Origin of the sequence: Hylemonella gracilis (assembly GCF_004328645.1) — a bacterium.
Taxonomy (GTDB): Bacteria; Pseudomonadota; Gammaproteobacteria; order Burkholderiales; family Burkholderiaceae_C; genus Hylemonella; species Hylemonella gracilis_B.
This window is the reverse complement of sequence record NZ_CP031395.1, coordinates 3,341,450-3,366,458: the sequence shown is the minus strand read 5'-3', so window position 1 is coordinate 3,366,458 and position 25,009 is coordinate 3,341,450. Positions and strand designations below refer to the sequence as shown.

General features: G+C 64.0%; 22 protein-coding genes and 1 tRNA gene. 12 read left to right on the top strand and 11 right to left on the bottom strand.

What is annotated here, in order from left to right; all coding sequences use genetic code 11:
- Positions 1 to 44: 44 nt before the first annotated feature.
- Positions 45 to 2,081: a hybrid sensor histidine kinase/response regulator gene (locus DW355_RS15675; RefSeq protein ID WP_242671215.1), complete on the top strand. Its 2,037-nt coding sequence runs from the start codon at positions 45 to 47 to the stop codon at positions 2,079 to 2,081.
- A 36-nt stretch (positions 2,082 to 2,117) separates the two neighbouring features.
- Here the strand turns inward: DW355_RS15675 and DW355_RS15670 are convergent, their stop codons facing one another.
- Together DW355_RS15670 and DW355_RS15665 are read right to left on the bottom strand one after the other, a co-directional pair.
- A complete protein-coding gene (locus DW355_RS15670; RefSeq protein WP_242671214.1) occupies positions 2,118 to 2,804 on the bottom strand; it encodes a response regulator transcription factor in 687 nt (228 codons plus the stop codon).
- A gap of 328 nt (positions 2,805 to 3,132) precedes the next feature.
- Positions 3,133 to 5,199, bottom strand: coding sequence for a sodium-translocating pyrophosphatase (locus DW355_RS15665; protein WP_131281466.1), 2,067 nt, complete (start codon positions 5,197 to 5,199; stop codon positions 3,133 to 3,135).
- A 202-nt stretch (positions 5,200 to 5,401) separates the two neighbouring features.
- Here DW355_RS15665 and ppa point away from each other — a divergent pair, with 202 nt between their 5' ends.
- The 3 genes from ppa to DW355_RS18425 all read left to right on the top strand — a co-directional run bounded on the left by ppa (position 5,402) and on the right by DW355_RS18425 (position 8,485).
- Complete coding sequence (gene ppa / locus DW355_RS15660) at positions 5,402 to 5,938, top strand: inorganic diphosphatase (RefSeq protein WP_131281464.1); 537 nt, start codon at positions 5,402 to 5,404, stop codon at positions 5,936 to 5,938.
- A 125-nt stretch (positions 5,939 to 6,063) separates the two neighbouring features.
- Positions 6,064 to 6,564: a chemotaxis protein CheW gene (locus DW355_RS15655; protein WP_131281462.1), complete on the top strand. Its 501-nt coding sequence runs from the start codon at positions 6,064 to 6,066 to the stop codon at positions 6,562 to 6,564.
- Positions 6,565 to 6,808: 244 nt separating this feature from the next.
- Positions 6,809 to 8,485 (top strand): methyl-accepting chemotaxis protein, encoded by a 1,677-nt coding sequence (locus DW355_RS18425; RefSeq protein ID WP_278249364.1) that lies wholly within the window; start codon positions 6,809 to 6,811, stop codon positions 8,483 to 8,485.
- A gap of 16 nt (positions 8,486 to 8,501) precedes the next feature.
- On the opposite strand, the gene DW355_RS15645 is transcribed toward DW355_RS18425, so the two are convergent.
- Positions 8,502 to 9,704, bottom strand: coding sequence for a GNAT family N-acetyltransferase (locus DW355_RS15645; protein ID WP_242671213.1), 1,203 nt, complete (start codon positions 9,702 to 9,704; stop codon positions 8,502 to 8,504).
- A gap of 71 nt (positions 9,705 to 9,775) precedes the next feature.
- On the opposite strand from DW355_RS15645, the gene DW355_RS15640 reads away from it, so the two are divergent.
- Complete coding sequence (locus tag DW355_RS15640) at positions 9,776 to 11,473, top strand: NAD+ synthase (protein ID WP_131281456.1); 1,698 nt, start codon at positions 9,776 to 9,778, stop codon at positions 11,471 to 11,473.
- A 61-nt stretch (positions 11,474 to 11,534) separates the two neighbouring features.
- Positions 11,535 to 11,873, top strand: coding sequence for a P-II family nitrogen regulator (locus DW355_RS15635; protein ID WP_131281454.1), 339 nt, complete (start codon positions 11,535 to 11,537; stop codon positions 11,871 to 11,873).
- 88 nt (positions 11,874 to 11,961) lie between these two features.
- Here the strand turns inward: DW355_RS15635 and DW355_RS15630 are convergent, their stop codons facing one another.
- From DW355_RS15630 to DW355_RS15620, 3 genes are read right to left on the bottom strand one after another with little or no spacing between them, the layout of a single operon-like run.
- Entirely contained in the window at positions 11,962 to 12,582 is a 621-nt protein-coding gene (locus tag DW355_RS15630; RefSeq protein ID WP_131281452.1) for a TIGR00730 family Rossman fold protein, read from the bottom strand.
- A 28-nt stretch (positions 12,583 to 12,610) separates the two neighbouring features.
- Positions 12,611 to 13,018, bottom strand: a complete 408-nt coding sequence (locus tag DW355_RS15625; RefSeq protein WP_131281450.1) for a diacylglycerol kinase — start codon at positions 13,016 to 13,018, stop codon at positions 12,611 to 12,613.
- A complete protein-coding gene (locus tag DW355_RS15620) occupies positions 13,015 to 13,476 on the bottom strand; it encodes an RDD family protein (RefSeq protein WP_242671212.1) in 462 nt (153 codons plus the stop codon). Before DW355_RS15620 ends, DW355_RS15625 begins: the two co-directional genes overlap by 4 nt.
- Positions 13,477 to 13,813: 337 nt before the next feature.
- Here DW355_RS15620 and DW355_RS15615 point away from each other — a divergent pair, with 337 nt between their 5' ends.
- The 6 genes from DW355_RS15615 (at position 13,814) to DW355_RS15590 (ending at position 21,479) form a co-directional block, all read left to right on the top strand.
- Positions 13,814 to 15,589 carry an acetolactate synthase 3 catalytic subunit gene (locus DW355_RS15615; protein WP_131281446.1) on the top strand — a complete coding sequence of 592 codons (1,776 nt, stop codon included), beginning with the start codon at positions 13,814 to 13,816 and terminating at the stop codon, positions 15,587 to 15,589.
- A 121-nt stretch (positions 15,590 to 15,710) separates the two neighbouring features.
- Positions 15,711 to 16,202: an acetolactate synthase small subunit gene (ilvN, locus tag DW355_RS15610; RefSeq protein WP_131281444.1), complete on the top strand. Its 492-nt coding sequence runs from the start codon at positions 15,711 to 15,713 to the stop codon at positions 16,200 to 16,202.
- 54 nt (positions 16,203 to 16,256) lie between these two features.
- Positions 16,257 to 17,273, top strand: coding sequence for a ketol-acid reductoisomerase (ilvC, locus tag DW355_RS15605; protein WP_131281442.1), 1,017 nt, complete (start codon positions 16,257 to 16,259; stop codon positions 17,271 to 17,273).
- Between the two features lie 184 nt (positions 17,274 to 17,457).
- Positions 17,458 to 18,282, top strand: a complete 825-nt coding sequence (gene pssA, locus DW355_RS15600) for a CDP-diacylglycerol--serine O-phosphatidyltransferase (protein ID WP_131281440.1) — start codon at positions 17,458 to 17,460, stop codon at positions 18,280 to 18,282.
- Positions 18,283 to 18,506: 224 nt separating this feature from the next.
- The gene (leuA, locus tag DW355_RS15595) at positions 18,507 to 20,198 is read left to right on the top strand and encodes a 2-isopropylmalate synthase (RefSeq protein ID WP_131282795.1); all 1,692 of its coding nucleotides are present in this window, start codon (positions 18,507 to 18,509) and stop codon (positions 20,196 to 20,198) included.
- Positions 20,199 to 20,456: 258 nt separating this feature from the next.
- Positions 20,457 to 21,479: a serine hydrolase gene (locus DW355_RS15590; RefSeq protein ID WP_242671211.1), complete on the top strand. Its 1,023-nt coding sequence runs from the start codon at positions 20,457 to 20,459 to the stop codon at positions 21,477 to 21,479.
- A gap of 43 nt (positions 21,480 to 21,522) precedes the next feature.
- Here DW355_RS15590 and DW355_RS15585 read toward each other — a convergent pair whose 3' ends face one another.
- The 5 genes from DW355_RS15585 to murI form a co-directional block, all read right to left on the bottom strand.
- Positions 21,523 to 22,314: an IclR family transcriptional regulator gene (locus tag DW355_RS15585; RefSeq protein WP_131281435.1), complete on the bottom strand. Its 792-nt coding sequence runs from the start codon at positions 22,312 to 22,314 to the stop codon at positions 21,523 to 21,525.
- Between the two features lie 154 nt (positions 22,315 to 22,468).
- Positions 22,469 to 23,245 carry an arginyltransferase gene (locus DW355_RS15580; protein WP_131281433.1) on the bottom strand — a complete coding sequence of 259 codons (777 nt, stop codon included), beginning with the start codon at positions 23,243 to 23,245 and terminating at the stop codon, positions 22,469 to 22,471.
- Between the two features lie 19 nt (positions 23,246 to 23,264).
- The gene (gene aat / locus DW355_RS15575) at positions 23,265 to 24,053 is read right to left on the bottom strand and encodes a leucyl/phenylalanyl-tRNA--protein transferase (protein ID WP_131281431.1); all 789 of its coding nucleotides are present in this window, start codon (positions 24,051 to 24,053) and stop codon (positions 23,265 to 23,267) included.
- Positions 24,054 to 24,071: 18 nt separating this feature from the next.
- A tRNA-Pro gene (locus DW355_RS15570) sits at positions 24,072 to 24,148 on the bottom strand.
- 33 nt (positions 24,149 to 24,181) lie between these two features.
- Positions 24,182 to 24,985 carry a glutamate racemase gene (gene murI / locus DW355_RS15565; RefSeq protein ID WP_131282793.1) on the bottom strand — a complete coding sequence of 268 codons (804 nt, stop codon included), beginning with the start codon at positions 24,983 to 24,985 and terminating at the stop codon, positions 24,182 to 24,184.
- Positions 24,986 to 25,009 lie beyond the last annotated feature (24 nt).

The following is a 25,009-nucleotide window of genomic DNA, read 5'->3' as shown; positions in this document are numbered from 1 at the left end:
TGCGTCTGGTTCCATTCAGCCTCCTGCGAGATATCCGCGCGCGCATGGCGCTGGCCGCGATGCTGCCCGTGACGCTGGTGACTCTGGCGCTGTCGGGGGTGTTTCTGAGTGGTCGTTACGACGATCTGGACGAGGCGCACCAGCAATGGACCCGTACGCTCGCGCGTCAACTTGCCAGTGCCAGCGAATACGGTCTGTTTTCCGCCAACCTGGAGAATCTGCAGGCGCTCACCGCGGGCGCCTTGCGCGAGTCAGGTGTGCGCATGGCCCTGGTGCTCGATGCGCGGGGTCAGGTGTTGGCGGCTTCGGGCAGCGTTCGAGTTGATCCCGTCAGCCTCGCGCCGCGCATCGTCATGCGGCTGGAGGACATGTACCTGCCGCCGGACCTGTTGCCCCTGTCCGGGCGTGAATGGCGTTGGATCGATCCTTCCAGCGGGGACGAATTCCTGGTTCAGCCCGTGCGTTCGTCCCGTCTGCGGCTGGACGAGGTCTACGAAGGCGAGGAGACCTCCGGGGACCCGAGCGCGACCAGCGTGCTGGGGTATGTGCTGGTGGAAATCTCCCGCGAGGTCGTGGCCGAGCGCAGCCGCTTCATGCTGGGCATCGGTCTGGCCGTGATGGCTGGCGGGCTGCTGCTGGGGCTGCTCATGGCCTGGGGTCTGGGGCGTGGCGTGGTGGAGCCTGTGCTGAGGGTGTCGCGCATGATCGGCCGCATCGGGGCCGGGGATCTGTCGGTGCGTGGCGAATTGCGGCCCGATGACCCGCTGCGTGAGCTGCAGGCCGGTCTGAACCAGATGGCGCAACGTCTGCAGCGCCACCACGACGAATTGGAGCAGCGCGTGGCCCAGGCGACGAAGGAGTTGCGTGCGCGCAAGGAGGAAGCCGAGCTCGCGACGCAGGCCAAGTCCCGCTTCCTCGCGGCGGCCAGCCACGACCTGCGGCAGCCCATCCATGCCTTGGGCATGTTCGTTGCGCGCCTCACGCAGCTGCCCCATGATTCGGAAACACGTCGACTGATCGGCAATCTGGAAGCCTCGGTCCGCGCCATGCAGGACCTGCTGGACGCGTTGCTGGACGTGTCCCGGCTCGACGCCGATGCGGTGCAGGCGCAGATCCGGCCCGTGCCACTGGCGCCGTTGCTGGCGCAACTGCGTGGCGCGCTGCTGCCGGTTGCCCAGGACAAAGGCTTGCGGTTCAGGGTTCGCCAGTCGCGCGATGCGGACCTCTGGGTGCACACGGACCCCACGTTGTTGCATCGCATCCTCCTCAATTTGCTGAGCAATGCCTTGCGCTACACCGGAGAGGGTGGGGTGCTGCTCTCGTGCCGGGCGCGCCGCCCCCGGAACGGCGAGGAGGATGGCGTCACGCCAGTGGGCAAGGTGTTGATCGAGGTCTGGGACACGGGCGTGGGCATTGCGCCAGAGCACCAGGAGGACATCTTTCGGGAGTTCTATCAGATAGGCAACCCCGAGCGTGACCGCAGCAAGGGGCTAGGCCTGGGCTTGAACATCGTGCACCGCACGGCCCGTCTGCTGGGGCATCCTCTGCGCCTGACGTCCCGCTTGCGTCGGGGGACTCGGTTCACGCTGGAGCTCCCGCTCGCGCCCGAGGGTGAGCGTCAGTTTGTGCCGCCCACGGTGGAGCCCGCGCGCTCGCCCGATGATCTTCGGGGCTTGCGTGTGCTGGTGATCGAGGACGACGGTGCCTCGGCCCGGGCCCTGGATGATCTGCTGCAGTCCTGGGGTTGCACGGTGGCGGTGGTGGAGGGCCTGGGTGACGCGTTGGCGGTCATCGACGATGGCTTCGAGCCGGACGTGCTGTTGAGTGACTACCGCCTGCGAGCTGGCGAGAACGGGATGTGGGCAGTGCAGGGCGTGCGCCAGCACATGCGCAAGGAGGCCGATCCGCGACAGTTCCTGGACCGTGACTTGCCGGCGGCCTTGATGAGCGGAGATACCGACCCCGATCTGATTCAACTTTGTCGGGAAATCAGCCTGCCCTTGCTGCACAAGCCCGTGCGCCCCGCCAAGTTGCGCACCTTGCTGCGCCGCCTCAGCCGTCACCAGCCGCTGGACATGTAGGTGGTTCGGCGCCACCGCCGAAGCGGTGTCGCCGATTCAGAGATCGCCCGCCGAGGATAGCCCTGGGTCTTCCGTGCGGGGGTAGTAACCGTGCTTGCGCGCGGCCAGCACGGCTTGCGTTCGGGTGGCCACGCCGAAGCAACGCAGGATGTTGCTGACGTGGTTTTTCACCGTCTCATCCGAAAGATCCAACAGACGACCGATCTCCTTGTTGGTCAAACCGTCGAGCAGCAACAGCAGCACTTCCTCCTGTCGCGGGGTCAGGGCCGGAAGAACCGGTGCCATCGCGGGTGTCGGCGCGGCGGGCGAGCCGCCGGCCAGCACGAGGCGGGTCACGGAGAGCAGTTCGTCGCTCATGCCCGACTTGGTGAGAAATGCCGCGGCGCCGCGCTCCATGACTTGTTGGCGCACCCGCGGATTCACGGAACCCGACAACATGATGATGGGCAGATCCGGGTGACGGCGCGCGAAGACGTCCAGCGCTTCCAGCCCATTCATGTCGGGCAAATGGTAGTCCAGCAGCACCAGATCCAGATCGGATTCCCGGGCAAGGTCGAAGGCCTGAGCGCAGGAAGCCGCTTCCAGAACTTGGACCGGTTCCGCCAGAGGCGTCACGCCGGTGTTGTGGTCCAGGTCGGTGCCAGAGGCAGTTTCCAACCCACGCAGGACCTGGCGCAAACCTTCTCGAATCAGGGCGTGATCGTCAACGACGAGTATTTTCAATACGGACTCTCTTTGTGCGCAGGATTCGCATTTGGAATAGTCCTATTTTGCGACAAACACGGACCCCGCAGGTCAGCGTCCATTTTTTTGGCTCCGCGCCGCGTTGGCCGCGGTCCTTGCGGTCAGCTGGACGGCGGGCGTCTCCGCGCGATGGCGCGACGATCCATGTGTGAACGGCGGGAATGGTGCAAATCGCCGACGGCAGGCAGAGCACACCCGAATCCGGGGACGCGATGTGACGCTGTGCAGGCGAGACCCTGGGGCAGCGTCAGCGGCGGGTCCAGGGGCCTGGGCCTGCCCCGTGAGGGCAGGCGATGCGCTGCGCGCCTTAGCCGTGAAATTTCACCATCAGAGGCACGATGAGCAGCGCCACGATGTTGATGATCTTGATCAAAGGGTTCACGGCGGGGCCGGCGGTGTCCTTGTACGGGTCGCCCACGGTGTCGCCGGTTACAGCGGCCTTGTGTGCCTCGCTGCCTTTACCGCCATGATGGCCTTCTTCGATGTACTTCTTGGCGTTGTCCCAGGCGCCGCCGCCGGTGCACATGGAAATCGCGACGAACAGGCCGGTGACGATGGTGCCCATCAGCAGACCGCCCAGCGCCGCCGGACCGAGCACCAGACCGACCACGATGGGTACAACGACTGGCAGCAGGCTCGGGATCATCATTTCCTTGATGGCCGCGCCGGTGAGCATGCTCACGGCCGCACCGTACTCGGGCTTGGCCGTGCCTTCCATGATGCCCTTGATCTCACGAAACTGGCGCCGCACTTCGACCACGACCGCACCGGCCGCGCGGCCCACGGCTTCCATGGCCATGGCGCCGAACAAGTAAGGAATCAGGCCGCCGATGATGAGGCCGATGATCACCAGAGGGTCGGAGAGATCGAACTTGATGCTTTGGCCCAAGGCATCGAGCTTGTGCGTGTAGTCAGCGAACAGCACCAGGGAGGCCAGGCCGGCCGAACCAATGGCGTAACCCTTGGTGACGGCCTTGGTGGTGTTACCCACGGCGTCCAGCGGATCGGTGACGGCGCGCACGCTGTCAGGCAATTCGGCCATTTCTGCGATGCCGCCTGCGTTGTCGGTGATGGGGCCGTAGGCGTCCAGCGCGACCACGATGCCTGCCATGGAGAGCATCGCCATGGCGGCCACGGCCACGCCGTAGAGTCCCGCCAGCGTGTAGGACACCCAGATGGCCAGGCAGACGAAGATGACCGGCCAAGCCGTTGAGCGCATCGATACACCCAGGCCCGCGATGATGTTGGTGCCGTGGCCGGTGGTGGAGGCCTGCGCGATGTGACGCACGGGGCTGTACTGCGTTCCGGTGTAGTACTCCGTGATCCAGACCAGCAGGCCGGTCAGCACCAGACCCACGACGCAGGCACCGAAGAGCTTCATCTGCGCACCGGTGCCACCGAGCGCATTGTCGGGGATCAGCCATTGGGTGACGAAAAAGAAGAAGACCAGGGAGAGCGCGCCGGCCACGACGAGGCCCTTGTAGAGTGCGGGCATCACGTTCTTCATGCCGGGCTTGGCCTTGACGAAGAAGCAACCGACGATGGACGCGATGATGGAAACCGCGCCCAGGGCCAGCGGGTAAAGCACCGCGTTCAGGGGTGCGGCAGTCACCAGCAACGCGCCCAGCACCATGCTGGCAATGAGCGTGACGGCGTAGGTTTCGAACAGATCGGCGGCCATGCCCGCGCAATCGCCCACGTTGTCGCCCACGTTGTCGGCGATCACGGCCGGGTTGCGCGGATCGTCCTCCGGGATGCCGGCCTCGACCTTGCCCACGAGGTCTGCGCCCACGTCCGCGCCCTTGGTGAAGATACCGCCGCCCAGGCGCGCGAAGATGGAAATCAGCGAGGACCCGAAGGCAAAGCCGATCAGGGGGTTGAGCAACTGTGCCAGGGATTGCCCTTGCGCGGGAGCGCCATCACCGACCAGGAACCAATAGAACGCCGTCACGCCCAGCAGGCCCAGGCCCACGACCAACATGCCGGTGATGGCGCCGCCGCGGAACGCCACGTCCAGCGCCGGGCCGATGCCCTGCGTGGCGGCCTGGGCCGTGCGCACATTGGCGCGCACCGAGACGTTCATGCCGATGAAGCCGCAGGCGCCCGACAACACCGCGCCGACGACGAAACCAACGGCGGTGGTCACGTCCAGGAAGAGGGCGATCAGCACGACGAGCACGGCGCCGACGATGGCGATGGTCTTGTATTGCTTCGCGAGGTAGGCGGCCGCGCCGGCCTGGATGGCAGCGGCGATTTCCTGCATGCGGGGGTTGCCGGGGTCCTTGCCGAGGATCCAGCCGCGAGCCCAGATGCCGTAAGCCACGGCGATCAGGCCGCAGACGAGCGCCAGAATCAGTGCGCTATTGCCTGTCATGTCGAACTCCTCTGTGATGTTTGGATGGACGCGTGAGGGGCGGCAACGCAAGGCGGGGCCGCCGCTGCGTTGCTTCCTCGTCGCGCCGCCACCCAGGGAGCCGGTACATGACGATTGGCCAACGCGTCCATTCTGGGGTGCGGAGTGCGCCGGTAGAATCGGGGTTAGTCCTGACGCAACCCAAGGAAATTCAAAGGAAATCATGGCTCTCGACAACGTCCCCGCCGGCAAGAACATTCCCGAAGCCTTCAACGTGGTCATCGAAATCCCGATGAACGGCGACCCCATCAAGTACGAGGTGGACAAGGAAACTGGCGCGATCTTCGTGGACCGCTTCATGAGCACGTCCATGCACTACCCCACGAACTACGGTTACGTGCCCCAGACTCTCTCGGGCGACGGCGATCCGGTGGACGTGCTGGTGATCACGCCCGTGCCGTTGCTGCCGGGCGTGGTGGTGCCTTGCCGCGCCATCGGCATCCTGAACATGGAAGACGAAGCCGGCGTTGACGGCAAGGTGCTGGCCGTGCCCACGGACAAGATACTGTCGCTCTACACCCAGTGGCAGAAGCCCGAGGACATGAATCCCATGCGCCTCAAGACCATCGAGCACTTCTTCGAGCATTACAAGGATCTCGAAAAGGGCAAGTGGGTCAAGGTGCTGGGTTGGGAAGGTCCCGAGGCAGCCAAGAAGGAAATCATGGACGGGGTCGCCGCCTACAACAAGTCCTTGGCCTGAAGTATTGCCGCAAGCAGGGGCCGCCACGGCGGCTCTGCGGCGTGTATCATGGGCAGGTAGCTGTACGGTTATCCCTGTTTGCTTCCCTCACCACGGCAATCATCGCCGGTTCAGGAGCCCCCATCATGTCCTTGAGCGCAACCCAGAGCCACATCGGCGCGATCGCATCCACGACCTCCGGCCAGTACCTGACCCTGCGCCTCGGTGACGAGGATTACGCCATCGATATCTTGCGCGTGCAGGAGATCCGCTCCTACGAGGAGCCCACGCGCATGGTCAATGCGCCGGCCTATGTCAAGGGCGTGGTCAATCTGCGCGGAGTCATCGTGCCCATCATCGACCTGCGCATGAAGCTGCAACTCGACAAGGTGGCCTACAACGAATTCACGGTGGTCATCATCCTGAACGTGCGTGGCACCGTGATCGGCGTGGTGGTCGATTCCGTGTCCGACGTGGTGACACTCTCCACCGACCAGATTTCTCCTGCGCCGCAGTTCGATACGACGCTCGATGCCCGCTTCATCACGGGGCTGTCCAACGTGGGCGATCGCATGCTCATCATCATGAACATGGAAGCACTGATGGGCAGCGCCGAAATGGGGATGTTGTCCTCGGTCTCGGGTTGATCGCCCGCGCCGGAGCGCGCAGTGTCCAGGGCGCTGATTGGCGCCCTTTTTTGCATGTTTTTCATTGCGAGGTGCTGACCTTCCGTGGCCCGCGCATGATTTCTGGCCCTTTTTTTGCATGAATCCGATCACCAGGGCAATACAAGACAACCTGGGGGAGAAGCGGATCCGGCAAACGACATGGGGCGGGTGATTGACGATGAAACGAAGCAAGAAAGCAAGTATCCCGAGTTTCGGATCGCGCATGCCCATCGGCATGCGATTGGGCTTGGCCTTCGCCTTGCTGCTGCTGATCACCGCGACGGTGGCGGGCGTTGGCATCTGGCGTCTCAACACGCTCAAGACGGCCAGCGAGAAAGTGTCGACCCTGGAAATGCGGCGCAGTCTGCTGGCCGAGCGGTGGGGCGCTCAGATCGAGCTGAACTGGACCCGGGCTGAAGCGGCGTTGAAGACGAGCAATGGTTATTTTCGAGACCAACTCCAGGATGCGATCAACGTCACCTCCAAGGCCATCACCGCCGATCAGCAGGAACTTGAGCAACTGCTGCGTGGCGACGAACAGGGGCAAGCCCTGCTCCGTGACGTCGCGCGGCGGCGCGGCGAATACGTCAACGCCCGGGTCGAGCTGATCAAGCAGCAGCAGGCGGGCAAGGACGTGCTGATCGCGGTCGACAGCGAGTTGCAGCCGTTGGCGGCGCTCTACCTGCGCGACGCGCGCAAGGTGGCCAAGTACACCAGCCAGATGCTGGTCGATTCGCAGACCGAGGCCCAGGCGAATGCGTGGCAAAGCCAGATCATTCAGATCGTCGGCGCAGTCACCGCCATCCTGGCGGGCGTGGTGCTTGCGACGCTTGCGACCCGTTCGATCGTGCGCCCCGTGCGGCGCGCGTATGAGGTGACACAACGCATTTCTGAAGGTGATCTGCGACTGGACGCTCGCCAGCGCTCAGCCCTGCTGGTGGGCGGCGATGGTCAGCGGGTCAATCAAACCGCCAGCGCGGACGAGGTCACGCATCTGCTGCGCGCCTTGCTGCGCATGCAGCAGAATTTGTCCGGCATCGTCGGGCGGGTTCGACTGGGCAGTGAATCGGTCTCAGTCGCCAGCGTGGAGATTGCCCAGGGCAACCAAGACCTGAGCGCGCGCACCGAGAACCAGGCCGCCGCACTGGAACAGACAGCGGCTTCCATGGAGGAACTGGGCAGCACTGTCAGGCAGAACGCCGCCAACGCCCAGCAGGCCAACCAGCTTGCTCAAAGCGCCTCCACCGTGGCGGTGCAGGGTGGCGAGGTCGTGGCCCAGGTGGTCGACACCATGAAGGGCATCAGCGACAGCAGCCGTCGGATCGCCGACATCATCAGCGTGATCGACGGCATTGCCTTCCAGACGAATATCCTGGCGCTGAACGCGGCGGTCGAAGCCGCGCGCGCGGGCGAGCAGGGTCGGGGCTTCGCGGTGGTGGCCAGCGAGGTGCGCTCCCTGGCGGGTCGCAGCGCCGAAGCCGCCAAGGAGATCAAGGGCCTGATCACTGATAGCGTGCAGCGGGTCGAACAGGGCACAGCCCTGGCCGACAAGGCCGGCGGCACCATGACCGAGGTGGTGGCCAGCATCCAGCGCGTCAGCACCATCATGGCCGAGATCAGCACGGCCAGCGGAGAGCAGAACGTCGGGGTCGCGCAAGTGGGCGAGGCCGTGGCCAACATGGACCAAACCACGCAGCAGAACGCCGCCCTGGTGGAGGAGATGGCCACCGCGGCCAGCAACCTCAAGACCCAGGCCAAGGAACTGGTCGATCTGGTCGCGGTATTCCAAGTGGAGGGACCAGAGTTGCTCGGGGCTTCGGCCGCCCAGGCCAGCGCTGCGCCAACGCTGACTTTGCCGGCCTCGGCGCCCACATCTCTGACCATGGCTGTCGTGGCCTGAGCTCGGGCGGGGGCCCTTACGGGGCTTGCCGCAGCGGGGAGTGTTGGGTGAGTTCGTCGAGGTAACGGTCGATGTGTTCTCCTTCAACCTCCAGGAACTGCCGGACTGCGCGCGCGAAATCAGGCTGTGCAAGCCAATGGGCGCTGGAGGTCTGTACCGGCAACAAGGCCCGCGCGAGCTTGTGTTCCCCTTGGGCTCCGCCCTCGAAGCGCTGCATGCCGTGGGCAATGCACCACTCCAGCGGCGCGTAATAGCAGGCTTCGAAATGCAGACAATCGACCCGCTCCAGCGCGCCCCAGTAGCGGCCCCAGGCGACCGCGCGGTCGGCCATCTGCGCTGTCTCGCCGGATCCTTGCGTCCTTCCCTCTGCTTCCACACAATTCAAGTCCGGTTCCGGAACCGCGCCTAGTCCGATCAGGCTGCTGGCGATAGGCCGACCTTCGCGCTCGGCCAGGAACAGCAACCAGTTTTCGGCCTGTCCCGCCGCTATCTTTGTGAAGAAGTCGCGTTTCAGATAGGGCGGATTGCCGTGCTCCAGATAAGTGTGCTCATAGCAACGGTAAAAGAAGTCCCAGTCCTGCGGGCTGATCTCCTGACCCCGCAAGGGGCGCAAGCTGACCCCCGCGTCACGGACCTTGCGGCGTTCCTGGCGGATCTTCTTGCGTTTGTCCTGGCTCAGCGTGGCCAGGAAGTCGTCGAAGTCCGCGTGGGGCTGCTGTTCGCGATTGCGCCAGTGGAATTGGACGGTGTGGCGCAGCATCAGCTGGGCGTCTGCCGCCGCAGCCAGGTCTGCATCGCTGCCGAAGAGCAGGTGCAGTGAAGAGAGGCCGAGGCTGCGGCACACTTGAAGCAAACTCTCTAGCAATGCCTTACGGGCGGTGGCATCGCGCGCCAGCAGGCGGCTACCGGGCGCGGGCGTGAAGGGAACCGCCACGACGCCCTTGGGGTAATACGCCAGGCCGTGGCGGTGGTGCGCGTCTGCCCAGGACCAGTCGAAGACGTATTCGCCGCGTGAATGGCTTTTCAGGTAGAGCGGGCAGGCGGCCTGCAATTGCCCCGCGCGGTCGTGCAGCGTGAGGAAGCGGGGCGTCCAGCCCGTGGCGGGCGTGGCGCTGCCGCTGGCGTGCAAGGCGGCCAGGTATTCGTGCCGCATGAAGGGCGTGGGCTGGTCCTGCCGTGCCAGCAAGTCGTTCCAGGCTTCGGCGTCGAGGGTGGACATGTCCTCGTGGACCCGGGTGACATAATCATTCACGCGCACCGCGATCTGTTTTTCTTTCCAGCTTTCCATTTATGTCTTTGCGTCTTGGCGTTGCCCAGTCCAACTTTGTCGTCGGTGATCTGACAGGCAACGCTCAAAAAATCATAACGATTGCGCGCCAAGCCTGCACGCAGGGCGTGCATTTGCTACTGACGCCCGAGCTGGCCATCTGTGGCTACGCGGCGGAAGACTTGTTGTTGCGACCGTCTTTCATCGCCGCCTGTGACGAAGCCGTGCGGACCGTGGCCAGGGAACTGGCGGATCTGGAGGGCCTGACCGTGGTGGTGGGACATCCCGCGGCCACCGAGGATGGGGGCTGGCGCACCCGTTCCGTCATGCGCCCGGGCCGCTTCAACGCGGCCAGCGTGCTGCGTGGGGGCCAGGTGATCGCCCGGTACGCCAAGCGCGAGCTCCCCAATTACCAGGTGTTTGATGAGCGTCGTTATTTCGAGCCTGGGGACGAGCCCTGTGTTTTCGAGGTGGAGGCGGATGGCGAGCGGACCCGCATCGGCCTGCTGATCTGCGAGGATTCCTGGTTCGACAACCCAGCGCGTGAAACGCGTGCGGCGGGCGCCGAATTGCTGGCCGTGATCAACGCCTCGCCCTTCCACGCCGGCAAGGGGGATGAGCGCGAAACCACCATGGCGCAACGGGTACGGGACCATGGCCTGCCCCTGGTCTACGCTCATCTGGTGGGCGGCCAGGACGAGGCGGTCTTTGAGGGCCGGTCCTTTGCCTTGCAGCCCTCGGCCGAGGGTGAGGTGTCCCTGGCTGCGCGGGCACCGAGTTTTGCCGAGGACTTGTTCGTGGTGGAGGCGCGGCGTGACGCCGGCGGTTTGCGTCTGAACGGCCCGATTGCGCCCGAGCGTGACCGCGAGGCCGATCTCTGGGATGCCCTGGTGCTGGGCGTGCGCGACTATGTGGGCAAGAACGGCTTTCCGGGCGCCATCATCGGACTGTCGGGTGGCATTGATTCGGCGCTGGTGCTGGCGATCGCCGTCGATGCACTGGGACCCGACAAGGTTCGCACCGTGATGATGCCTTCGCCCTACACGGCCGACATCAGTTGGATCGACGCCCGCGACATGGCGCGGCGTCTGGGCGTGCAGTACGACGAAATTTCCATCGTGCCCGAATTCGCGGCTTTCAAGGCTTCGCTGGCCCAGGAATTCGCGGGTCTGGCCGAGGACGCGACCGAGGAGAACATCCAGGCTCGCATCCGTGGCACCTTACTGATGGCCTTGTCCAACAAGAGTGGACGCATCGTGCTCACCACGGGCAACAAGAGCGAGATGGCCACCGGGTATTGCACACTCTACGGCGACATGGCCGGGGGCTTCGCGGTCATCAAAGATGTGCTCAAGACTGCGGTATTCCGTCTCGCGCGCTGGCGCAACGCAAACGATCCCTACGGCACGGGCGCGAACCCGATCCCGGAGCGCATCATTACCCGGCCACCCAGCGCGGAGTTGCGCCCGGACCAGACCGATCAGGACAGCCTGCCGCCTTACGAGGTGCTGGACGCCATCGTCGAGCGCTACATGGAAAACGACGAAAGCGTCGAGGCCATCGTGGCCGCGGGGTATGCGCGCGCGGACGTAGAGCGGGTCACTCGCCTGTTGCGACTCAACGAGTACAAGCGGCGCCAGGCGCCCGTCGGCATCCGGGTTACTCACCGTGGTTTCGGCAAGGATTGGCGCTACCCTATCACCAACAAATTCCGCGCTTGAGCTTGGAATCGCGCATTGAACAATCACGCATTCAAATTGAAATCAAGAAAGAGAGACCGAGATGAAACTGATCACCGCCATCATCAAACCGTTCCGCGTCGAGGAAGTGCGCGAGGCGCTGGCCGCCTGCGGTGTGACCGGCCTGACCGTGACGGAAGTCAAGGGCTTCGGCCGCCAGAAGGGGCACACCGAGGTCTACCGCGGTGCCGAGTACGCGGTGGATTTCCTGCCCAAGGTGAAGATCGAGGCCGTGGTGCCCGCAGTCATCGTGGACCAGTGCATCGACGCCATTGTCAAGGTGGCTCGCACGGGCAAGATCGGTGACGGCAAGATTTTCGTGACCGCGGTCGAGCGCGTGGTGCGCATCCGCACGGGCGAACAGGATGTGGCCGCGATCTGAGGGGTGTGAGTAGATCTGGCGCGGGCTTGCTGATGGTCCCGCTGCCAGGCAGGCCCGCGAAGAGATGGGTCCGCTTCAGGCGCGGGGTTCAGATCACCCGGCCCAGTGCCTCGCTGTCCCGACTCCAGCCTGCCGCCTGGATCAGGCGGCGCAGCAGGGTTTCGGCGTCCTCACTGTTCTGTACCAAGGCGCCGCTGTCGAGCAGGCTCATCTGCCGCTCGTCCATCAGCTGTTGTGCCACGCAGTGCTGCAAAAACGATAGCAGGCCATCGTAATAGCCGTGCGCGTTGAGGATGCCCACGGGCTTGTCGTGGTAGCCGAGCTGGCGCCAGGTCCAGACTTCGAACAGCTCCTCGAAGGTACCGATGCCGCCCGGCAGGGCAAGGAAGGCGTCGCTGCGCTCGGCCATCAAACGCTTACGTTCGTGCATGGTGGACACGACGTGCAGTTCGGTGCAATCGGTGTAGGCCCATTCGCGCTCCACCAGCATGTCCGGGATGATGCCGATCACGCGGCCACCGGCTTGCAGCGTGGCTTCGGCCACCGCGCCCATCAGCCCGGCCCGGCCACCGCCATAGACCAGCTGGCCGCCGTGGTGGCCGATCCAGCGGCCCACGACGCGGGCCAGTTCGGCCTGGCGTGGATCGGCGCCTGGGCGTGAACCGCAGTAGACACACAGGGAGAAGCGGGGTTCTTGCGTGGCACTCATGCTTGGAAGGGGGGACTGGGGCGGTTGGTCAGCTTGCGAAACGGTGCCAGAGCGCGGCCGCCCAGATGCCGGCGCACAGCAGCAGGGCCAGCAGAACGGCGGCGCTGCCCATGTCCTTGGCGCGTTTGGACAGGTCGTGCCATTCGGGCCCGATGCGGTCGATGGCGGTTTCGATCCCGGTGTTGAGCAGTTCCACGATCATCAGTAACACTACGCTGCCAGCCAGCAGGGCCACCTGCTCCCAGCCCCGCCCCAGCCAGAACGCCAGCGGCAGCAGCAGGATGGCTGCGATGACTTCTTGTCGGAAGGCGGTTTCCTTCCAGCCCGCGCGCAGGCCCTCAAAGGAATACCCCAGCGCGTGCACCATGCGGTTGAGGCCGGTCCGGCCCTTCTGCAGGTTGACGGGGACCTGTTCCCGAGGCGTCGGATCGATCATGGCTGATTGTCTTGAAGACGCGCGTCCACCAGCAGCGTGCCCGCCAAAGCGTCATGCCAGAACTGGCGCTGGGGGTGGAAACGGGCGAGCACGGCCCAGACCAACACCCAGCCGATCAGCAGAACCGAGGTTTCACCCGCCCCGAGGTGGAAAGGCGCGATCAGCGCCAGTGGCGGCAGGAACCACAGCCAGGACAGAACGTAGCGCAGCAGCGCCCGTGGCTGACTGAGTCGCCGACCCTGCCGGTCGGTCACCCGGATGTGCCAGGTTTTCATGGCCAGGGTCTGCCCCTTGCTCCAGAACCAAGTGAAGTAGATGCCCAGCACCAGGAACAGAAAAGCCATCAGCGCATGCCTGCCGGTGAGCGCGTGGCGCTGCTGGGTGAGAGAGGAAAACAGATAGGCGGCGATGAAGATCACGCCGAACAGCAGCATGCCTTCGTAAAGCCAGCAGGCCATGCGGCGCATCAGGCCGGGGGGGCGGCAAGGCTTGTGGCGAGTGTGTCGGGGGAAGAAGGTGCCGTGGCCGGCTGCTGGGAATTCGTCATGCGTTCAACACGGATTTGAGCTGATTATCTCAGCAGCCGATGCCCGCCGCGTCGAAATTGCCGCAGCTGGCCCGGGCAATGCCATAATGCGCCCTGCTCATTCAACTCATCCGATTGGCAAACGGGTCACAGTCCGGCGCGGTTATCCGATGCGCTCATGGCTTTGGCCTCAAGTTCCGACGCGGTGCCACAAGCGCTGGCGAAGGAGCACCCCAGGTTTTTCGTCAGAGAAATACTCGAGGTTCATCATGGAAATTTCCAAAGCTGAAATTGCCTCCGCCGCTGCTGCGGCCGAAGGCACGACCGAAGATCTGCGCGGCGCGGAGATCCTCATCAAGGCCTTGCAAGCCGAGAGCGTGAAGTACGTCTGGGGTTACCCAGGTGGTGCAGTGCTTCACATCTACGACGCTTTTTACAAGCAAGACAGCATCCAGCACATCCTGGTTCGCCACGAGCAGGGCGCCGTGCACGCGGCCGACGGTTACGCGCGCGCCACGGGTGATGTGGGCGTGGCCCTGGTCACCTCCGGGCCGGGCGTCACCAACGCGGTGACCGGCATCGCGACGGCCTACATGGACAGCATTCCGATGGTCATCATCTGTGGCCAGGTGCCGACTGCGGCCATCGGCCTTGATGCCTTCCAGGAATGCGACACCGTGGGCATCACCCGCCCGATCGTCAAGCACAACTTCCTGGTCAAGGACGCCAACGACCTGGCCGATACCCTGAAGAAAGCCTTTCATATCGCCCGCAGCGGCCGCCCCGGTCCGGTGGTGGTGGACATTCCGAAGGATGTGTCTTTCAAGAAGGTGCCGTACAAGGGCTATCCCGAAAGCGTGCACATGCGCTCCTACAATCCGGTCAAGAAGGGGCACGCGGGCCAGATCCGCAAGGCCCTTCAGTTGCTGCTGGCCGCCAAGCGTCCCTACATTTACACCGGCGGTGGCGTGCTGCTGGGCAATGCCGTGCCTGAGTTGCGCGAGTTGGTGGACCTGCTGGGCTACCCGGTGACCAATACCCTGATGGGCCTGGGAGCCTACCCCGCCACCGACCGCAAATTCCTCGGCATGTTGGGCATGCACGGCACCTGGGAAGCCAACAACGCCATGCAGAACTGCGACGTGCTGCTGGCCGTGGGCGCGCGCTTCGATGACCGCGTGATCGGCAATCCCAAGCACTTTGCCTCGGTGGACCGCAAGATCATCCACATCGACATCGATCCGTCGAGCATCTCTAAGCGGGTGAAGGTGGACGTGCCCATCGTCGGTGACGTGAAGGACGTGCTGTCCGAGATGCTGGTGGCCATCAAGGAAAGTCCGCAGCGCCCCGAGGCCGGCGCACTGCAGGCCTGGTGGGACAGCATCGAAGGCTGGCGCGCACGCGACTGCCTGAAGTACGACCGTGCCAACCAGGACGTCATCAAACCGCAGTTCGTGATCGAGACGCTGTGGAACATGACCCGCGACGCGGATGCCTACGTCACCTCCGACGTGGGCCAGCACCAGATGTGGGCCGCGCAGTACTACCGCTTCAACCAGCCCCGGCGTTGGATCAACTCCGGTGGCCTGGGCACCATGGGCGTGGGCATTCCTTATGCCATGGGCATCAAGCTGGCCAAGCCGGAGAGCGAGGTGTTCTGCGTGACGGGCGAAGGCTCGGTGCAGATGTGCATCCAGGAGCTGGCAACCTGCCGCCAGTACAACACGCCCATCAAGATCCTCTCGCTCAACAACCGCTACCTGGGCATGGTTCGGCAGTGGCAGGAGATCGAGTATTCGGGTCGGTACAGCCACAGCTACATGGATTCCCTGCCCGACTTCGTGAAGCTGGCCGAGGCCTACGGGCATGTCGGCTTGCTGATCGAGAAGCCGTCCGACGTGGAAGGCGCGCTGCGCGAGGCGCGCAGGTTGAAGGATCGCACGGTCTTTCTCGACTTCCGCACCGACCCCACCGAGAACGTGTTCCCGATGGTGCAGGCCGGCAAGGGCATCACCGAGATGCTGCTGGGCGCCGAGGATCTCTGATCCCGCAAGCAGGGCCTGGGGTAGCCTGGGGCCCGCATTCTTTCAAACCTGGACGAATCTATTGACCACCGAGCCTGCTGCTTACCGGCAGCGGGGGAGGGTGGCAAAAAGAGGAATCGCAATGAAACACATCATCGCCGTGCTGCTGGAAAATGAACCTGGCGCACTGTCCCGCGTCGTGGGCCTGTTCTCGGCCCGTGGCTACAACATCGAGTCGCTGACTGTCGCGCCCACCGAGGACGCCTCGCTCTCGCGCATGACCATCCAGACCGCCGGCTCGGACGAGGTGATCGAACAGATCACCAAGCACCTGAACCGGCTGATCGAGGTCGTGAAAGTGGTGGACCTCACCGAAGGGGCCTACATCGAGCGCGAGCTCATGATGGTCAAGGTTCGCGCCGTGGGCAAGGAGCGCGAGGAGATGAAGCGCACCGCCGACATCTTCCGTGGCCGCATCATCGACGTGACCGACAAGAGCTACACCATCGAGATGACGGGCGACCAGGCCAAGAACGACGCCTTCCTCGATGCCATCGACCGTGCGGCCATTCTCGAGACTGTTCGAACCGGTGGCAGCGGTGTTGGCCGTGGCGAGCGGATACTGCGCGTCTAACCGTGAGCCTGACTTTTTCCACCCTTATTTCATGTTTTCCACAGGAGCAGCAAAGTGAAAGTTTTCTACGACAAAGATTGTGATCTGAGCCTCATCAAGGGCAAGACCGTCGCCATCATTGGTTATGGCTCGCAAGGCCATGCGCACGCGCAGAACTTGAATGACAGCGGCGTCAAGGTCGTCGTCGGCCTGCGCAAAGGCGGCGCTTCCTGGGACAAGGTCGGCAAGGCCGGCCTGAACGTGCTGGAAGTCAACGACGCGGTCAAGACTGCCGACGTGGTGATGATTCTGTTGCCGGATGAGCAGATCGCCGAGGTCTACAAAAACAACGTCGAGCCCAACATCAAGAAGGGCGCATCCCTCGCCTTCGCGCACGGCTTCAACGTGCACTACAACCAAGTCGTGCCGCGCGCCGACTTGGACGTCTGGATGGTCGCACCCAAGGCCCCAGGCCACACCGTGCGTTCTACCTACGCCCAAGGCGGCGGCGTGCCGCACCTGGTGGCGGTGCACCAGGACAAGAGCGGCAAGGCGCGTGACCTGGCGTTGAGCTACGCAATGGCCAATGGCGGCGGCAAGGCCGGCATCATCGAGACCAACTTCAAGGAAGAAACCGAGACCGATCTGTTCGGCGAACAAGCCGTGCTGTGCGGCGGTGCCGTCGAGCTGATCAAGATGGGTTACGAGACCCTGGTCGAGGCCGGTTACGCGCCCGAGATGGCCTACTTCGAGTGCCTGCACGAGCTCAAGCTCATCGTGGACCTGATCTATGAGGGCGGCATCGCCAACATGAACTACTCGATTTCCAACAACGCGGAGTTTGGCGAGTATGTGACCGGCCCCGAGGTGATCAATGAAACCTCGCGCGCGGCCATGCGCAATGCCCTGAAGCGCATTCAGAATGGCGATTACGCCAAGATGTTCATCCAGGAAGGTCGCCTGAATTACCCGAGCATGACCGCCCGCCGCCGCAACACCGCCGACCATTCCATCGAGAAGGTCGGTGGCCAGCTGCGCGCCATGATGCCCTGGATCGCCAAGAACAAGCTGGTGGATCAGTCCCGCAACTGATCGACGGCCCCGGCGGGTTTGGTTTTGATGCCGTCCGGGGGGCGCAGGCGCTTTTCGCGCCGTTGACGCCGGCATGAATGGAACAAGGCTGCCTCAGGCAGCCTTGTTCCATTTCAGTGCTTGCGCGGAAGGGCAGGGCGCTCGCTTACACTTGCGCTCCATGCAAAACGACGTGCAGGAAGATATGGCCGACAACAATGAACGGGCAGCGAGTCCGCTGCCCAAGAGCACAAGCAAGGGCATCTACATGCTGCCCAATCTGGTCACGCTGGCCGCCTTGTTCGGTGGTTTCTATGCCATCGTCATGGCCATGAACGACCGTTTCGGCCTGGCCGTCATCGGCATCTTCTGCGCGATGGTGCTGGATGGACTGGATGGTCGCGTGGCGCGCATGACCAACTCCCAGAGCGCCTTCGGCGAGCAGATGGATTCCCTGTCGGACATGGTCTCATTTGGCGTGGCGCCCGCCTTGGTCGCTTATGCCTGGGCCTTGAAGGACGTGGGGCGCTGGGGCTGGATGGCCGCCTTTGTCTATTGCGCCTGCGCCGCTTTGCGGCTGGCGCGTTTCAACGTCAACACCGCCGTGGTGGACAAGCGCTATTTCCAGGGGCTGCCCTCGCCGGCGGCCGCGGCGCTGTTGACCGGTTTCATCTGGATCATGATCGAGTGGGATGTGAAGCCGGAGGAGACGCGCGCCGTCTGCTGGTTTGTCTTCGCCCTGGCGCTTTACGCCGGCCTGACCATGGTGAGCAACGTGCCGTTCTACAGCTTCAAGGACATCGGCTTCAAGAAGAGTGTGCCTTTCGCGACCGTGATCCTGATCGTCTTGATTTACGCGCTGATCACCATCGACCCGGCCACCGTGCTGTTTGGCATCTTCGCACTCTATGGCGTGAGCGGTTACGCGGTGTACGCCTGGCGCAGGCTCAAGGGGCAGCGCGTCAGCGTGATCAGCACCTCGATCGATGAGCCTGAGGAAAGTGGCCTGCATCCGGACCGCGAGCGCTGAATTTTTCACCGCTTTCGTGTTTTGTGCTAAATTAGTCCCCATGAACTTCCTGGCGCTAGCCCTACTGATCTCCTCCCTCAACGGGCGGCTACGGTAGCGCACGCGCACTCCCCAATCCTTAAGGCCCGTATGCACCTGCAGCGGGCCTTTGTGTTTTGGAATGTTCGAACTAGCCGCAGGTGCGCATCAACGACTGACCAACTTGCTGGAGATTCACGATGACGATGTTGAAAAACCCCGCCGCCAAATACCGCGCCTTCACCCCGATCGGTCTCAAGGACCGTACCTGGCCCGATGCGGTGCTGACCAAGCCCCCCGTGTGGTGCAGCGTGGACCTGCGGGACGGCAACCAGGCGCTGATCGAGCCCATGGACATTCCGCGCAAGCTCAAGATGTTCCAAGCGCTGGTGGACATCGGCTTCAAGGAGATCGAAGTCGGCTTTCCTTCGGCCTCGCAGATCGAATACGACTTCGTGCGCAAGCTGATCGACGATCAACTGATTCCAGACGACGTGACGATCCAGGTGCTGACGCAAGCACGCGAGCACCTGATCCGCCGCACGTTTGAGTCACTCAAGGGCGCCAAGCGCTCCATCGTCCATCTCTACAACGCCACGGCACCTGTCATGCGCAAGGTGGTGTTGGGGCTGAGCGAGGACGGCATCGTCGAATTGGCGGTGACGAACGCCACATTGTTCAAGCAGATCGCGGCCGAGCATCCCGAAACCCAGTGGACCTTTGAGTATTCGCCGGAGATGTTTTCCGGCACTGAACTGCCCTTCGCCAAGCGGGTGGTCGACGCGGTCACCGAGGTCTGGCAACCGACCCCCCAGCGTAAGTGCATCATCAACCTGCCCTCGACAGTGGAGCATTCCACACCCAACATTTTCGCCGACATGGTGGAGTGGATGCACCGCCACCTGGCCCGACGCGACAGCATCGTGTTGTCGATCCATCCCCACAATGATCGGGGTACCGGCACGGCGGCGGGCGAGCTGGCCATCATGGCCGGCGGTGATCGTCTGGAAGGCTGTCTCTTCGGCAACGGCGAGCGCACGGGCAACCTGGATCTGGTCAACGTCGCGCTCAATCTCTACACCCAGGGCGTGAACCCGGGCCTGGATTTTTCCGACATCGATGAAATCCGCCGGGTGGTGGAGCACTGCAACCAACTGCCGGTGCACCCGCGTCATCCTTACGTGGGTGAGCTGGTCTACACCTCCTTCTCCGGCTCGCACCAGGACGCCATCAAGAAGGCCTTCTCGGCGCGCAAGGAGAGTGATATCTGGGTCATGCCTTACCTGCCCATCGACCCCAAGGATCTGGGGCGCAGTTATGAAGCGGTGATTCGCGTCAACAGCCAGTCCGGCAAGGGTGGCATCGCCTACCTGCTGGAGAGCGAGTACGGTCTGGAACTGCCGCGTCGGCTGCAGATTGAGTTCAGCCAGGTGGTGCAGGCCGTGATGGACGCCAGTGGCAAGGAGCTGAGCGCGCGGGACATCCACGGGGTCTTCATGCGCGAGTACGGCTTGAACGAGGTAGCGTCGCCGCGGTACCGCGTGCAGGAAGAAGGGGAAAACGCCGCTGGCGTGCGCATGACCACCTTGCAGGCCGACGTGGTGCTGGAAGGCAAGAGCCTGGCCATCGAGGGCGCGGGGAACGGGCCCATTGAAGCCTTTGTCGAAGGTCTGGCCACGGCGGTGGGCGAGTCCGTGCGCGTGCTGGACTACCACGAGCACGCCGTGGGCTCGGGCGCCAATGCCCAGGCCATCGCCTATCTGGAGCTGCGCGTGGGCGAGCGCACCCTGTTCGGTGTCGGCATGGACGCGAACATCGTGTCCGCGTCGCTCAAGGCTATTGTGTCGGGTCTGCTGCGGGCCCGGCGCGGGGCCGAACAGGTCGCCGCCTCCGTCTGAGGAAGGCGCGCGCCGGGTGGAACACCCGGGCGCGCAGGGATGAAGCCTGGAAAAGACCGGCTTCATCCCACTGTTTCTGCTGTAACGGAACGTGAAAAAATGTGGCCAAGTGATTGATCGAGAATGATATTTTCTGTATAACCGTGCGCTAATTGGTGTCATCCATCGAACGATGACAGCGTCTATAGCCAAGGCCAGCGTGCTGGTCGCGCGGAAATGTCATCCTTCTTCACATCATTGCGACTGAAAACTGCGGGTATGGCCCGCAATCTGGTTTCGCTCGCCTGTTTCTCGCTTTCTGTCGCCTTGCTGGTGTTGCCTCTGCCGGGAGTGGCTGCATCGGGTGCCATGCCGGCCGCCTCTTCCGCGCCGCGTCAGGCGGGCAAGGTGCAGGGAGCTGGTGTCAAACCGGCGCCCAGGCGGCAGTTCGTGCGTCGCATGGTCATTCCGGCCAAGCCTTCCATGGGCATGCAGGCCGGCCTGCACCGCGTCAGCGATCCCTTGTCACTGCGTTCCAGCGTGGCCTACGTGATCGACCAGGACACCCAGGAAGTGCTGTTCAGCAAGAACGAGGAGGCCGTGCTGCCGATCGCGTCCTTGACCAAGCTGATGACCACGCTGCTCATCAGCGAAGCTGAGCTGCCCTTGGACGAGTCCATCACCATCACGCAGGACGATGTCGATACCGAAAAGAACAGCGTGTCGCGCCTGCGTGTAGGTACCGTGCTGACCCGGGGCGAACTGCTGCATCTGGCCTTGATGGCCAGCGAGAACCGGGCCGCCAATGCACTCGGGCGTACCTATCCCGGGGGGGTGGGCATCTTCGTCATCATGATGAACGCCAAGGCGCAATTACTGGGCATGCAGGACACCCGCTTCGCAGAGCCGACGGGCCTGTCCAGTCGCAACCAGTCCAGCGCGCGGGACCTGGCCCTGCTGGTCGACGCCGCCTCGGCCGACCCGATGCTGCGTGAGTTTTCCACCAGCCGTGCCTACCAAGTGGCCGTGGGGCAACGCAAGATGGTGTTCGCCAACACCAACCGGCTGGTACTGAACCAGCGCTGGGACATCGGCCTGCAGAAGACGGGTTACATCAGTGAAGCTGGCCAATGCTTGGTGATGCAGGCCACCGTGGCCGGTCGCAAGCTCATCATGGTCTTCCTGGACTCGGTGGGCAAGCTCAGCCGTCTGGGCGACGCCGAGCGCGTGCGCCGATGGGTGGAAGCCAACGAGGCCAAGCAGGCCGGTGGCGAAACCTTGGACTTGGCCAGCAAAACCTGAGGCCGCACCCCGCCGCGTCGTCGGCGGCGGTTGCGGATGGAATTCAGGTTGGGGCAGTAGGGCTGCGGTGGCCCAGCATCCGCGAAATCTCGTTCGCGACGCCCTGCAGCTTCACTGCCCATTCCTTGTCCAGTCGCCCGGTGGGCGCGGAGATCGACAGGCCAGCGACCAGCTTGCCCTGGTCGTCATGGATGCCGGCGGCTAAGCAGTGCACGCCCAGTTCCAGCTCCTCGTCATCGTGCGAGACGCCGGACTGGCGGATCTTCACCAGTTCCCGCTCCAGCACGGGCAGTTGGGTGATGCTGTTTTTGGTGTGCCCGGCCAACCCGGTGCGCGTGGCATAAGCCCGCACGCGCTGCGGGTCGTCGGCTGCGAGAAACAGCTTGCCCACCGACGTCAGGTGCAAGGGTGCGCGCCCGCCCACGGCGCGAATGACCTGCATGCCCGAGCGTTCGCTATAAGCACGTTCGATGTAGACGATTTCGTCGCCCTGGCGCAGGCTGAGGTTCACCGGTTGCTGGATCTGGCGATGCAACTCACGCATGGGCGCGATCGCCGCGTCCCGCACGTTCAAGCGGGCCTTGACCATATTGCCCAACTCCAGCAGGCGCATGCCCAGGCGATAGCTGCCGGGTTGCGGGCGGTCGACGAAACGGCCGGTGGCCAGGTCGTTCAGAATCCGGTGGGCCGTCGAGGGATGCAACCCGGTCTTTTCGCTGATTTCCTTCAACGAAATGGCGTCCTCGCGTGACGCCAGCACGTCCATGAGTGTGAACATGCGTTCAATCACCTGCACGGTTGGTGTGCTGACGGCGTCCGGGTCTTTTTTCCTCATTGGGCTTCTCTCCTGCAATACGCGTTTCAAAGAGAGGTCTATTTTATGCCTTGAAATTCGATGGACAACAGGAATTGCTGCGCCGCACAAAAAAGTGCGGACTTCAAAGCCTCAAGCTGGATCTGACCGGGTCAGATCCTCTGTCTGAATTGGCTCAGGAGGCCGTTGGCGTTGCGGTGTCAGGGGCTTCCTGCCAGTGCCCACGCAACAACAGTTCGTGCGGCATGAAGCGCGCCTTGTAATTCATCTTGGGACTGTGCTGGATCCAGTAGCCCAGGTAGACGTAGGGCAGGTCCAACTGGCGGGCCTGCTCAATCTGCCACAGCACGTTGTAAGTGCCGTAGCTGGCGCCGGGTGAGTCGGGTGGAGGATCTGGGTCGTAGAAGGTGTAGACGGCGGACAGGCCGTCGTCCAGCACGTCCAGCACGGAAACCATGCGCAAGGCGCCGGGCGCGCCAGCCTGTGCCGGCTCCCGGAACTCCACCAGCCGGGAGTTGACCCGGCTTTGCAGCAGGAACTGTGTGTACTGGTCGATGCTGTCCTGGTCCATGCCACCGCCGGCATGCCGGCCATTCTGGTAGCGCAGGTAGAGCTGGTAGTGCTCGGGGCTGAACGCCAGCCGCGTGACCTGGACGTGCAGCATGGCATGCCGGTTCCATGCCCGGCGCTGGCTGCGGTTGGGGATGAAATCCGCCGCGCGCACCCGCAAGGGCACGCAGGCCTGGCAGCCGTCGCAGTGCGGGCGGTAGGTGAACATGCCGCTGCGGCGGAAGCCCTGGGCCACCAGCCCGGTGTAGATGCTGTTGTTGATCAGGTGGCTGGGCGTGGCCACCTGCGAACGGGCTTGCCGACCCTCCAGATAGCTGCACGGGTAGGGCGCCGTGGCGTAGAACTGCAGGTGCTGGAGCGGCAGGTCTTGGAGGTACGTCATGGGTGGACGGCGCGCGGTTTCAGGGGCTGGCGACGGCGTGGGGAATGATTGAGTTCCAGTATAGGCGGTCGAATTGCCAGCGTGGCGCGGGGAGATCGCGGGCCCGGGCCAGGTGTCGCAGAAACTCGGCCCGCGGGATTTCATGCGCGCCGAGTGAGGCCAGGTGGGCTGTGTTCTGCTGGCAGTCGACCAGACCGACTTCGTGGGTCCTGCAGAAGGCTACCAGTGCCGACAGCGCGATCTTGGAGGCGTCCGTGGCGCGTGCGAACATGGATTCGCCATAGACCGCACGGCCCAGTGAAACGCAATACAGGCCACCGCGCAATTCACCGTCCGTCCAGGTCTCTATGCTATGCGCATGGCCCGCACGGTGCAGGTCGGCGTAAGCGCGTCGCATGGCCGGTGTGATCCAGGTGCCGTCCTGGCCGGGGCGCGGACTGCCCGCGCAAGACGCCACCACTTCGTCGAAGGCGGTATTGACGCGGATTTCGCAAGCCGGATCGCCGATGAAGCGCTGCAGGGTCTTGCGCAGGGATCGGTGCAGGCGAAAACCCAAGGGCGCGTCTCGCGCGGTTTCCAGCACCATGCGCGGTTCGGTGCTCCACCACAGGATGGGCTGCCCCGCGCTGAACCACGGAAAGATGCCGCCGGCGTAAGCCCGCTTGAGCGTTCCCACATCCAGGCTGCCGCCAGCGGCGAGCAGGCCAGGCGCCTCGGAGTCCCGTCCCCAGGCCTGTTCGACCGGAGGAAAGTCATCACCGGGCTGGAGCCAGGGCAGGGGGTCTGGGCGCGTGCGCAAGAGGGCCACCAGGGAAGGATGGTCAGATGGTCGGGGCGACACGATTCGAACGTGCGACCTCCTGGTCCCAAACCAGATGCGCTACCAGGCTGCGCTACGCCCCGACGAACTGCGTATTCTACCGGCCTATCTGGCCTTCAGCCGAGATCCAGGTTCTCAACCCGAGCATCGGCCTCGAGCCAGCGCCGGGCGGCAGCTTGCAGCGCGCCGATCTGGCCAGTGGTGAAGTAGCGGGTGCTGGGCGTTCCCTCGGTCCCGACCTGGGGCAGGATGCGCCGGGTCTGGCGCGCGACAGGCGCGCCGCTTTCGATCATCGCGACGTCCGGACCCAGCAGTGTCCGCAGCCTGGGCGCGATCAGCGGGTAGTGCGTGCAGCCCAGCACCACGGTGTCGATGCAACCCGGAGCCACGCCGCAGGGCCCCAGCGCCGCCGTGTACTGGGCGCTCAGCGTCGCGATGCGTTCCTCGTCCTGGCGCTCGATGGCGCCGGCCAGGCCATCGCAGGGCTGGAGGATGAACTCGGCTTGCTGCGCCAGGCCCGCGTGCAACACCCTGAATTTCTCGCTCTGCAAGGTGCCGCGCGTCGCCAGCACGCCTACCCGCCGGTTGCGGCTGTGCTGGGCCGCGGGCTTGATGGCAGGCTCCAGGCCCACCAGGGGCAGTTGAGGGTATTCGGCGCGCAGCAAGTGGATGGCGATCGCGGTGGCCGTGTTGCAGGCGACCACCAGGGCCTGGATGCCATGCCGAACGATCAGGTGCTCGGCGGCGGCCATGGTGCGGTCGATCACGTGCTGTGGCTCGCGTTCCCCATAAGGCGCATGGCCGCTGTCGGCCAGGTAGACGTAGCGCTGGTGCGGCAGTTCGGCATGCAGGGCCTGGAGCACGCTCAGACCGCCGATACCGCTGTCGAAGACGCCAATCGGGCTTTCCGGCGTCGGCAACGCGGACGTGGACGGTGCGGGCGT